The sequence below is a fragment of the Faecalicatena orotica genome (genome assembly GCF_003149245.1).
Lineage (GTDB): Bacteria > Bacillota > Clostridia > Lachnospirales > Lachnospiraceae > Faecalicatena_A > Faecalicatena_A orotica.
In genome coordinates, this window is sequence record NZ_QGDL01000014.1 from 169,144 (window position 1) to 181,043 (window position 11,900).

12 protein-coding genes are annotated in these 11,900 nt (G+C 42.9%); 11 read left to right on the forward strand and 1 reads right to left on the reverse strand.

The genetic code is table 11. The features are described 5' to 3' along the window. The first annotated feature begins 65 nt into the window (after positions 1–65). The 4 genes from A8806_RS20560 (at position 66) to guaB (ending at position 4,327) form a co-directional block, all read left to right on the forward strand. On the forward strand, positions 66–392 hold the full coding sequence (locus tag A8806_RS20560; protein ID WP_109733037.1) for a hypothetical protein: 327 nt from the start codon (positions 66–68) through the stop codon (positions 390–392). A gap of 153 nt (positions 393–545) precedes the next feature. Continuing rightward, the gene (locus A8806_RS20565; RefSeq protein WP_109733038.1) at positions 546–833 is read left to right on the forward strand and encodes a co-chaperone GroES; all 288 of its coding nucleotides are present in this window, start codon (positions 546–548) and stop codon (positions 831–833) included. Between the two features lie 110 nt (positions 834–943). After that, a complete protein-coding gene (groL, locus tag A8806_RS20570) occupies positions 944–2,569 on the forward strand; it encodes a chaperonin GroEL (RefSeq protein ID WP_109733039.1) in 1,626 nt (541 codons plus the stop codon). Positions 2,570–2,872: 303 nt separating this feature from the next. Beyond that, positions 2,873–4,327, forward strand: a complete 1,455-nt coding sequence (gene guaB / locus A8806_RS20575; RefSeq protein WP_109733040.1) for an IMP dehydrogenase — start codon at positions 2,873–2,875, stop codon at positions 4,325–4,327. A 109-nt stretch (positions 4,328–4,436) separates the two neighbouring features. Here guaB and A8806_RS20580 read toward each other — a convergent pair whose 3' ends face one another. Next, positions 4,437–4,880, reverse strand: coding sequence for an Lrp/AsnC family transcriptional regulator (locus A8806_RS20580; RefSeq protein ID WP_109733041.1), 444 nt, complete (start codon positions 4,878–4,880; stop codon positions 4,437–4,439). A 137-nt stretch (positions 4,881–5,017) separates the two neighbouring features. On the opposite strand from A8806_RS20580, the gene speB reads away from it, so the two are divergent. The 7 genes from speB (at position 5,018) to A8806_RS20615 (ending at position 11,455) form a co-directional block, all read left to right on the forward strand. Continuing rightward, complete coding sequence (gene speB / locus A8806_RS20585; RefSeq protein ID WP_109733042.1) at positions 5,018–5,956, forward strand: agmatinase; 939 nt, start codon at positions 5,018–5,020, stop codon at positions 5,954–5,956. Between the two features lie 17 nt (positions 5,957–5,973). Next, the gene (locus tag A8806_RS20590) at positions 5,974–7,380 is read left to right on the forward strand and encodes a YfcC family protein (protein WP_181368810.1); all 1,407 of its coding nucleotides are present in this window, start codon (positions 5,974–5,976) and stop codon (positions 7,378–7,380) included. A gap of 124 nt (positions 7,381–7,504) precedes the next feature. Further along, positions 7,505–8,197: a peptidoglycan recognition protein family protein gene (locus tag A8806_RS20595; protein ID WP_109733044.1), complete on the forward strand. Its 693-nt coding sequence runs from the start codon at positions 7,505–7,507 to the stop codon at positions 8,195–8,197. 122 nt (positions 8,198–8,319) lie between these two features. Next, positions 8,320–9,105, forward strand: a complete 786-nt coding sequence (locus A8806_RS20600; protein WP_109733064.1) for a shikimate kinase — start codon at positions 8,320–8,322, stop codon at positions 9,103–9,105. Further along, on the forward strand, positions 9,105–9,617 hold the full coding sequence (locus A8806_RS20605) for a YqeG family HAD IIIA-type phosphatase (protein ID WP_109733045.1): 513 nt from the start codon (positions 9,105–9,107) through the stop codon (positions 9,615–9,617). The genes A8806_RS20600 and A8806_RS20605 overlap by 1 nt, the downstream gene beginning before the upstream one ends. A gap of 92 nt (positions 9,618–9,709) precedes the next feature. Beyond that, entirely contained in the window at positions 9,710–10,267 is a 558-nt protein-coding gene (efp, locus tag A8806_RS20610) for an elongation factor P (RefSeq protein WP_109733046.1), read from the forward strand. 255 nt (positions 10,268–10,522) lie between these two features. Continuing rightward, a complete protein-coding gene (locus A8806_RS20615) occupies positions 10,523–11,455 on the forward strand; it encodes a DUF5688 family protein (protein WP_109733047.1) in 933 nt (310 codons plus the stop codon). The last annotated feature ends 445 nt before the right edge of the window (positions 11,456–11,900 follow it).

The following is an 11,900-nucleotide window of genomic DNA, read 5'->3' on the forward strand; positions in this document are numbered from 1 at the left end:
AGGGTATCAGGCAGCTGATGCCCTTTCTGTTTCCAGATTAATAAAAGAACAGGAGGCATAATATAATGTATGAAGGAAACCCGGTAGATTTGCAGATGGAGAGTGTGATTTCAGCAGACGGTATTTTTGATGATACATCACATCATTGTCAGGTTTTTAAGTATGATTTGGAGGAAGACTACATATACTTGCTGCTGAAGGAAGACCAGCTGACAGCTATTTCACTGGATGCCAAGTATCAGTGTTACATTTCCACAAAGAAAGAACTGCTTTACTGTACGGGAGTCGTAAAAGAGCGCTATCAATGCGAGCACGGTGATATGATCGTGTTTAAGATTAAAAATGGATTCTACAATGTATCCGGTGTGAAACGCCCTGTAAAAAGAAAGTAAAACTGGTAACATAAGATTTTTATGTTTATAAACTAAATATAAAAAATTAGAAACTCTGTTGACAAAATGGAAACAGAGTGCTATTTTATATTCATGAGGTTAGCACTCAAAAGAAATGAGTGCTAATAAAACGAAAAACAAGGAGGAATTACTATGAAATTAGTACCATTGGGTGACAAGATTGTATTAAAACAGGTAGAAGCAGAAGAGACAACAAAATCAGGTATCGTCCTGCCGGGCCAGGCTAAAGAAAAGCCACAGGAGGCAGAAGTTATCGCAGTGGGTCCTGGTGGAAATATAGATGGAAAAGAAGTGACGATGCAGGTTAAGGTTGGGGATAAAGTAATCTATTCCAAATATGCAGGAACAGATGTAGAACTCGACAAAGAGGAATATATCATTGTTAAGCAGAGCGATATCCTTGCAATCGTAGAAGCATAGAATATCCCGGGCCGCTTTAGCGGCGGTATACGAACCGGAAGCGGACAGAGAATAACCAGAAAAGAAGATTTCAGTAAAAGAATAGAAGAAAAGAAAGAGGAGTGACAGACATGGCAAAGGAAATTAAATACGGATCAGAAGCCAGAGCAGCATTGGAAAGAGGCGTTAACCAGCTGGCTGATACAGTAAGAGTAACATTAGGACCAAAAGGAAGAAACGTCGTACTTGACAAATCATTCGGAGCACCGCTTATCACAAATGACGGTGTAACAATTGCGAAAGAGATCGAACTGGAAGACGGATTTGAAAATATGGGGGCACAGCTGATTAAAGAAGTAGCTTCCAAAACAAATGATGTAGCAGGTGACGGAACAACAACAGCTACAGTACTTGCACAGGCTATGGTTCATGAAGGAATGAAGAATCTTGAAGCAGGCGCTAACCCGATCGTTCTTCGTAAAGGTATGAAGAAAGCAACAGATGTTGCAGTTGAAGCAATCGCAAAGATGAGCAGCAAAGTGAAAGATAAAGAGCAGATCGCAAGAGTTGCAGCCGTATCTTCAGGGGATGATTCCGTAGGCCAGATGGTAGCCGATGCTATGGATAAGGTTTCTAACGATGGAGTTATCACAATCGAAGAATCCAAGACAATGCTGACAGAGCTTGATCTTGTAGAAGGTATGCAGTTCGACCGTGGATATATTTCCGCATATATGGCTACAGACATGGAGAAGATGGAAGCTAATCTGGAAGATCCATATATTCTGATCACAGACAAGAAGATTTCTAACATTCAGGATATCCTGCCTCTGTTAGAGCAGATCGTCCAGTCAGGAGCAAGACTTCTGATTATCGCTGAAGATATCGAAGGAGAGGCCCTGACGACTCTGATCGTGAACAAACTGCGCGGAACATTCAATGTAGTAGCTGTAAAAGCACCTGGATATGGTGACAGAAGAAAAGAAATGCTGCAGGATATCGCAATCCTGACAGGCGGACAGGTGATTTCCGATGAACTTGGAATGGACCTGAAAGAAGCTACAATGGATCAGCTTGGACGTGCAAAATCTGTTAAGGTTCAGAAGGAAAACACAGTTATCGTTGATGGCTGCGGAGATAAGAAAGCAATTGAAGACAGAGTTGCACAGATCAAAAAAGGTATTGAAGAGACAACATCTGATTTCGATAAAGAGAAATTACAGGAAAGACTTGCCAAACTTGCTGGCGGTGTAGCAGTTATCCGTGTAGGAGCTGCAACTGAGACAGAGATGAAAGAAGCGAAGCTTCGTATGGAAGATGCCCTGAACGCTACAAGAGCGGCTGTAGAAGAAGGAATCATTGCAGGAGGCGGATCCGCATATATCCACGCAGCAAAAGAGGTTGCAGCCCTTGCTGAGACTCTTGACGGGGATGAGAAGACAGGTGCCAAGGTAGTTCTGAAAGCTCTGGAATCACCACTGTACCACATTGCAACAAATGCAGGTCTGGAAGGCGCTGTCATCATCAACAAAGTAAAAGAATCAGAGTGTGGAATTGGATTCGATGCTTACAAAGAAGAATATGTTGATATGGTAAAAGAAGGAATTCTGGACCCGGCTAAGGTAACAAGAAGTGCATTACAGAACGCAACAAGCGTAGCTTCTACCTTACTGACAACAGAATCTGTAGTTTCTACTATTAAAGAAGATACACCGGCAATGCCAGCAGGCGGTGCAGGTGGAATGGGAATGATGTAATAAGCCCTTCAATCAGACAGGGGCCGGAATATGAAACAACCCGCAGGACTTGTGGTCCGGCGGGTTGTTTGTTATACTGGTTTTTGGATATACTCATTTTTTATAACTGTATGCGATTTATAAGCAGAGGTTTATAATAGGAGTTAAAATAAATCAAGATTAATTTTACTCTTATGAGAAGGAATGCCTTGACAACTCGGCTTTATTTTTGTACTATATCAGTTAAAATATCGTAACAATTCAGAATTATGAATAGTTACCTATACGTTAATACTATTAGAGGAAAATGGAGGATGTTAAATCATGGGTAAAATTATTGGAGAGGGTATTACTTTTGATGATGTACTTTTAGTACCTGCATATTCAGAGGTGATTCCAAACCAGGTGGATTTGTCTACAAATCTTACGAAGAAAATACGGCTGAATATCCCGATGATGAGTGCGGGCATGGATACAGTTACGGAGCACCGTATGGCTATCGCTATGGCTCGTCAGGGCGGGATCGGTATTATTCATAAAAACATGTCTATTGAGGAGCAGGCAGAAGAAGTTGATAAGGTAAAGAGATCTGAAAACGGGGTCATTACGGATCCTTTTTATCTGTCACCTGAGCATACTCTTGAGGATGCGAATGATCTTATGGCTAAGTTCAGGATATCCGGGGTACCGATCACAGAGGGAAAGAAACTGGTCGGGATCATCACAAACCGTGATTTAAAATTCGAAGAAGATTTTTCTAAAAAGATTAAAGAGTCAATGACTTCCGAAGGTCTGATTACTGCAAGGGAAGGAATCACACTGGAGGAGGCTAAGAAGATTCTTGCAAAGGCAAGGAAAGAAAAACTTCCTATAGTAGATGCAGAAGGAAACTTGAAGGGTCTGATCACCATTAAGGATATCGAAAAGCAGATCAAATACCCGTTATCAGCGAAGGACGAACAGGGCCGCCTGCTCTGTGGAGCCGCAATCGGAATTACAGCAAACTGTCTGGAGAGGGTCGAGGCACTTGTACGCGCGAAAGTGGATGTTGTCGTTATGGATTCTGCACACGGACATTCTGCAAATGTTCTGCGCACCGTACGCATGGTAAAAGAAAAATATCCAGACCTTCAGGTGATTGCAGGAAATGTGGCTACAGGTGCGGCAGCAAAGGCTCTGATAGAGGCTGGTGTAGATGCTGTTAAGGTAGGAATAGGACCAGGTTCCATCTGTACAACACGTGTCGTAGCAGGAATTGGTGTGCCGCAGGTTACAGCGGTTATGAACTGCTATGAGGCCGCGAAAGAATATGGTATCCCGGTTATAGCAGACGGCGGTATCAAATATTCAGGGGATATGACAAAGGCAATCGCAGCCGGTGCAAATGTATGTATGATGGGAAGTATCTTTGCGGGATGCGACGAGAGCCCGGGAACATTCGAATTATTCCAGGGAAGGAAATATAAAGTATACCGCGGCATGGGTTCCATCTCTGCAATGGAGAACGGAAGCAAAGACAGATACTTCCAGGCTGATGCGAAGAAGCTTGTTCCGGAGGGTGTGGAAGGACGTGTTGCTTACAAGGGAACAGTAGAAGACACTGTGTTCCAGCTGATGGGCGGACTTCGTTCCGGCATGGGATACTGTGGAACAGCTACCATCGAAGATTTGAAGGAGAACGGTCAGTTCGTTAAGATTTCCGCTGCTTCACTGAAGGAAAGCCATCCGCATGATATTCATATCACAAAGGAAGCACCAAACTACAGCGTGGATGAATAAGAGAGCTGTCAGTAAGACTGAATAATTAATAATAACTCAATATTAAATAAAAAGTGAGGAAAAGGAAGACGCTTAAATCCAGTCTTGTTTCCTCACTTTTTCTGTTTGTCTAACTGTTTTTATCGATATCAATTGGTTTGTTGGCGAATAAGGTTGATAATATGATAGATGTACTTGTGGTTCCATATCTTTTCAACTGGTCAATCAGGTGTTCTAATTCGGAAGATTCGTGAAGTGCTGCCAACAGCATTGCATTATGTATACCGACCACTCTGTGATGCTCCAGAATCTGCGGGCAGGAACTGCAGAAACTGCTGAATGCTGCATATTTCATGGGTATAACGTCTACGGCAATAAAGACGGTCAGGCTTTTGGAGAGCTTGGCAGGGTTTATACGGGCGTGGTACCCTTGAATGACACCTGATTCTTCCAGACGGCGTATACGCTCTGTGACTGAGGGGGCGGACAGGTTTACCTGCTGGCTAATTTGTTTGATCGAGGTTCGGGCATTTTGCTGTAAAATCTTCAAAATTTTGTAATCTGTTTTGTCCATCTTTATCTCCTTTTTAAATAAGGTTTTTAATTATGTATTCTTTCTTTTTTTATGTTTTGGATTATGTTTACCTTTTTTTAATTATATACCAAAAATAATTAGAATTGTATACTGAATATAAAAAAGGAGGATACGAAATGAAAAAATTAAATCAACCTATCACTGGAATCTGTTCATTTGCAAAGTACCCTATTTGCACAGATCTGGAGGAACTGGATGCGGACATCGCAGTGCTTGGTGTTCCCTATGACCTTGGGGTTGGATTTTTATCCGGGGCCCGTCTCGGACCCAGACGAATCAGGGAGGTATCTACACATTATGCGCGCGGTGATGCAGGGTTTTATGATCCTGAAACACAGGAACAGCTATTGGCGGCACCGATCAGGGTGGTTGACTGCGGTGATGCAGATGTGCTGCATGGGGATATCGAATATTCTTTTAAAAGTATTGAAGAATCTGTGAGAAAAATATTGGAAAAAGGTGTGGTTCCGGCAATCATGGGAGGGGACCATTCCATTACAATTCCTGTGGGGCGTGCGCTGTCGTGCCTTGGCAGTGAAATCTGTATCGTGCATATTGATGCACATTTAGACTGGACTGACCATGTGGGTCCGCAATATTATGGAAATGGAAGCCCTATGAGAAGACTTTCGGAGATGGATCATATTGGCCCGATGATACAGATCGGGATGAGAGGACTCGGGTCAAGTAAACGGACAGATTTTGAAGATGCGGAAAAATATGGAAGTATTGTGGTTCCGGCAAAAGAAGTACACAGAACAGGGATGCAGGAAGTGCTGAAAAAAGTACCGAAGGCAGAGAAATATTTTATTTCGCTGGACATTGACGGTTATGACATTTCAATTGCTCCGGGAGTTGGATCACCGTCACCGGGCGGCTTATATTATGATGAAGTAGCAGAATTGCTGGCAGGAGTCTGCAGCATGGGGGAAATTGTCGGATTTGATTTGGTAGAGGTTGCACCGCAGTATGACCCTGCCGGAGTGACTCCCCGTGTTGCCGCAATGACAATGCTGAATCTTATGGGGCAGATTATGAAGCATAAAAAATCCTGATAAAGATGGGGGGAGAAATGATGAAACGTTTTTTTGCTCGGGCAACAAAGAAACATACAGAGGTAAATCCTTTCTTTGCACTACTTATTATCTTGGTAATTGCAACTATTTTTTCCAACATTATTCCAAGTGGAATGTATGAAAGGCTTTCCGTAGACGGAAGGATGGTAGTCGACCCGGATAGCTTCCAATATGTAGATAAACACTATGTAGGTATTTCAGATTTTTTCTTATCTTTTTACCAAGGCTTTAACAATGCAGCCAGTTTAATGGCGATGCTGTTTTTTGCAGGAGGGGCCTTTGGTGTTGTAAAGCGTATCGGCCTGCTTGAAACTGCGATAAAAGCTCTCGCGCATAAGCTCAAGCATACGAGTTTTTATGTCATTGCATTTATTCTTATGCTTGCAATCGGGACACAGGTGGCATTTACAAGTATGTGGGAACTTAGCGTAGTGATTATTCCCATGATCGTCCCCCTTGTACTTGCACTCGGATATGATGTGGTAGTCGGGGCTGGGATTGTCATGCTTGCCGCATGCGCCGGTTTCGGGGCGGCGATGACAAATCCGCTGTTTACTGCTATCGCACATAAACTGGCGGAGCTCCCGATTTATTCGGCACTTGGATACCGGGCTGTCTGTTTCGGGGTGATATTGTTTATCTGTTATCTTTATCTGATGCGGTATGCAAAAAAGATTAAGAAGGACCCGTCTAAAAGCCTGATGAATGGAATGAATACAAAATACACAGCGATTAAAGAGGAAGCAGTGACCTTTACCCCTGCATTAATCCGTGCCGGAATTGCATTTTTAGCAGTTTTTGCGTTTTTGCTTTTCGGTACAGTCAGGATGGGTTTTGATTTTCCGCAGATGGCAGCATGCTTTGTGGCAATGACATTTGCAACAGGGCTTGCATACGGGAGTGGGCTTAATGAGATATGTGACATGATGGGCGAGGGCATGAAAGATTTGTTTTATGCTGCTATGGTTATGTTGTTTGCACGCGCTATCCTGTATATTCTGGAGGAGGCGATGGTGGTGGATACGATTATTGCTTTTCTGGCAAGGCTTGTTGTTGGGAAGTCTTCCCTGATTACTGCGAACCTGCTGCTTGTTATGCAGACAATCATTAACTTTTTAATACCGTCGGGGAGCGGGCAGGCAGCAATTACGATCCCGATTATTGTTCCATTGGCGGATATGGGAAATGTTACACGCCAGGTGGCTTGTCTGGCAAGCCAGTTTGGAGACGGGTTCTCTAACTTTTTGTACCCCACGAACGGTTCCCTGATAGCAATCCTGATGGTCGCCGGGATACCTTATAAAAAATGGCTCCGCTTCTTTGGCCCGTTATTTCTCATAATCATGGCGGTATGTATGGTATTCATCAGCGTAGGGGTAGGGATCAAACTTGGCCCATTCTGACCGGTATAAAGAAGCATGCAGATATAGTGGCGAAGAAAAATTAATAAAATAATCATGAATTATTCAATTTTATATTCTGTTTCTGTGCTAGAATAGTCGTAGATCATGTGGTGAGGGTATACTAATGAGGAAGAAACGAAGGCGCAGATATAGATTTTCAATAAAGAATTTAAATTTGAATAAGAAGACATTGTGTATTTATGGCGGAATTATATTTCTGGTGATTTTAACGATTGTGCTGGGGATTTACTCGTGTACAGCAGGAAGCAGGAACCGGGAGAATACAGGCGTTAAGGTGGATGCGTCCCAGCCGGATATCGATGTCCAGCTCCTGGATGTCAATGAATACTCCAGACCCGGGATTGAGTCGGACCCGATCAAGGGGATTGTCATCCACTATACTGCGAATCCGGGAAGCACGGCACAGAATAACAGGGATTACTTTGAAGGGCTCAAGGACAGCCATGAGACGTCTGTGAGCAGCCACTTTGTGGTAGGGATAGACGGAGAGATTATACAGTGTGTTCCTACATGGGAACTCGCCTATGCCTCGAACAGCAGGAACCACGATACGGTTTCCATTGAATGCTGCCATCCGGATGAGAGTGGAAAGTTTACAGACCAGACTTATAAGTCTCTGGTACAGTTAACAGCGTGGCTTTGTGACAAGTTCGGGCTGACCGAGGACGATGTGATACGACATTATGACGTGACGGGAAAGATATGTCCGAAATATTTTGTAGAGGACGAGAAGGCCTGGGAGCTTTTTAAAGGAGACGTGAGAGCCGCTCAGGAACGCAGTAAAGCTGGTAAATAAGGAAAAGGTATTTCTGATTGAGTTTCTGATCGGGAATACCTTTTTTTCTTGCTAACCCATAGGAAAATTGCTATAATATGATGTATTGGTTTGAAAAAGAAATAAAAGGTGGACGGTGGAAGATGAACGATTTAGAGATGTACCGTGAGCAGCTTGCATTATGCGATGATAAAATTATTGACGCCCTGGTGGAACGTAATGCGATAGTTGAGAAGATCATGGCATATAAGGAAGAGTATGGCATGCCGATCCTGCAGCCGGCTCAGGAAGATAAGCAGGAGAGAAGGCTTCAGGAAAAGCTGGAGGGAAACAAGTATCAGGAAGAGATTCATGATGTATTTCGCAGAATTGTCAGGAATAGTAAGAGAATACAGGCAAGAAAGCTCTTTTCTTATAATATTGTCCTTATCGGTTTTATGGGTGCGGGCAAATCAACGGTATCGGATTACTTAAGCACCATGTTTGCAATGAAGATTGTGGAGATGGACCAGGTGATTTCAGAGCGGGAAGAGATGAGTATTCCGGATATTTTTGCTACATATGGAGAAGAATATTTCAGAGATCTGGAAACAAAGCTGCTTGTGGAGATGCAGTCAAAGAAGAACACGATCATTTCATGCGGAGGCGGTGCGGCTTTGCGTGAGGAGAATGTTGCGGAGATGAAGAAGAACGGCAGGGTCGTACTTCTGACGGCAAGCCCGCAGACCGTATATGAGCGTGTTAAGGACAGTGAGGAGAGGCCGATTCTCAATGGCAACAATAACGTGGAATATATTGCGGAGCTGATGGAAAAGCGCCGTGAAAAATATGAGGCGGCTGCGGACATTGTTATTCAGACGGATAATAAGACTGTGCTGCAGGTGTGCGAGGAACTGATTTCTAAATTAATGGAGATGGATGCAGAGTAATGTTTGATAAATTTTTCCCTGATGACTATAAGATGTCTACATACGTCATCCCTTTTGAAAAATTATATGAGGAAGGTATGAGAGGCGTTATATTTGATATTGATAATACCCTTGTACCGCATGGCGCGCCTGCGGATGAACGTGCAAAGAAATTATTTGCGCGCCTGAAGGATATCGGTTTTTCATCCTGCCTGATATCCAACAATCAGGAGGCACGTGTGAAGATGTTCAATGAAGAGATTCAGACGAACTATATTTATAATGCGCACAAGCCTTCCACGAAGAATTACAAAAAAGCAATGGAAATCATGGGGACAGATTGTTCGAATACGATTTTCGTAGGGGACCAGCTTTTTACGGATGTATGGGGTGCGAAAAGAACCGGGATCAGGAATATCCTAGTGAAGCCGATCCATCCGAAAGAAGAGATCCAGATCGTTTTAAAGCGTTATTTAGAGCGGATTGTGCTGCATTTTTATAAAAAGAAGCAAAAGAAGACAGCATCTAAGTAAAAAAAGGTTGAAAAATATAGGAAACTATTATAAAATTATAAACAGTGTAAATTAGGTAAGTGCATGAATTGCGCAATTGAAGGAGGATTACAATGATTTCAGCAGGAGATTTTAAGAATGGTTTAACAGTTGAAATTGACGGAAATATTTACCAGATTTTAGAGTTCCAGCATGTAAAACCAGGTAAAGGTGCAGCTTTTGTCAGAACAAAAATGAAAAATATAATCAACGGGGGTGCTGTAGAAAGAACATTCAGACCTCAGGAGAAGTTTGAACAGGCACGTATCGAGAGAAAGGACATGCAGTACCTTTATCAGGACGGAGACTTATATAACTTCATGGATGTGGAGACATATGACCAGATCGCACTGAATACAGAAGTAGTTGGAGATGCTCTGAAGTTTGTAAAAGAGAACGAAGTAGTTAAGATCTGTTCCCATAACGGCAATGTATTTTCCGTAGAGCCGCCTCTGTTCGTAGAGCTTGCTATTACAGAGACAGAGCCTGGATTCAAGGGTGATACAGCTCAGGGAGCTACAAAGCCGGCTACAGTTGAGACCGGGGCAGTCGTTTATGTTCCGCTGTTCGTAGAGCAGGGAGACGTACTGAAGATCGATACAAGAACAGGGGAGTACCTGTCACGTGTATAAGAGCATGGAATGAAAGAATAGGCCTGCATGGATAGAGTTTGTATCCATGCAGGTCTTTATTAGTTTCATTGGAAAGTACGCCCCATGAAACTGGTTACATAATGCAACAAATCTTGGCAGAAAAAAGGATTGTGTTTTTGGCGGGAATCGGATATAATCTATTTACATAATTTGTTTCAGATCCATTTATCAAGGCACGGGTCGTGCCGTTTTCACAACTTTTATGATGAGCGTATAATATTAGAGAGGAGATATATGGGATATCAGGAATTTTTATACGCTGTTGAAAAAGAATTGAATAAAAGACTAAAGGAGGGGGTAAAGGCAAGTGTTTATACTGCTGTTAAGAATAACGGCAAAGAGAAAAAGGGAGTCATGATTGAACGGACAGGGAGTAATACAGCCCCTACAATTTATCTCGAAGGCTTTTTTGTCAGGTTTCAAAGAGGGGAATCTATGGAAAAACTGATCGGGGAGATCATGGCATTCTATGAATCAGTGGGGGAAGAGCAAATCTGGGATTCTGCGCAGTTTGAGGATTACTCAGAAATCAGGAACAAGATTGTGTTCAAGCTTGTCCATAAGATGAAAAATAAGGCCCTCCTTAAAAAGGTGCCGTATGTCGACGTGCTGGACCTGGCGATTGTCTTTTATGTACTTTTAGACCTGGATAAAAAGGGGACAGCCTCTATTCAAATAAGTAATGACCATCTGGAGAAATGGGGGATTTCGAGAGATGAGCTTTTCACTGAGGCAGTCAAAAATGTAAAGACAATACTTCCCGCGGAATTTTTTACAATGCAGCATGCAATCGCGGAAATGCTGGAGGTCACCGAGGACCGCGAGGCGGAGAATCTTCTTCGGGAATCCCGGAAAAATAAAAAAGATGTTATGTATGTACTTACAAACTCTGCAAGAAATTATGGCGCGGCATGTATGATATATCCACATGTGCTCGAAATGATCGGCGATATGCTGAAGGAGGATTACTATATCCTTCCGAGCAGTGTCCACGAGGTCATTATTGTCCCTGAGTCCAGAGGACTGGACCCGGATGAGATGGACGAGATGGTGAACGAAATCAATGAGACACAGGTAGAGCCGGAGGAGGTATTAAGCAGCCATGCTTACTTCTACCAGCGCAAGGGACGCCGGCTGATGATCCGGCCAAAAGGCGGCATGGAATAGGTGTATAACTTTACGCTTTTGCAGGCCGCAGGCGGATAACTGTATAAACCGGAGTTGGTGCAGACTTACTACAATTTCCACCAACTCTGGTTTTTTCGTGAATTCCAAAACTGAACCCTGTATGCAAGACTAAATCCCACGTACCATTAAAAAACGTACTGATTTAAAGAAATTTTTCATCACATTTGCGCCATTACGTGCTAAAATAAATATGAATTTATAAGAAACTCCATAAACCGGGTACAGCAAACAGACCTCTGGGAGATCGACTTGCAAGACTAACTCCTACAGGTCGGACATGATGATGTGAAAGTTGTCCGGGATATGGTGGCTTGTATTTTTATCGTTTAATGCTTAAGCAGCTTCGGGCTTAGTACCACATCATCAGGTGCTATGTACTGAAGCTGCAGTGCTTTCAGCACTTCTTCATCAAACATTTTAAACG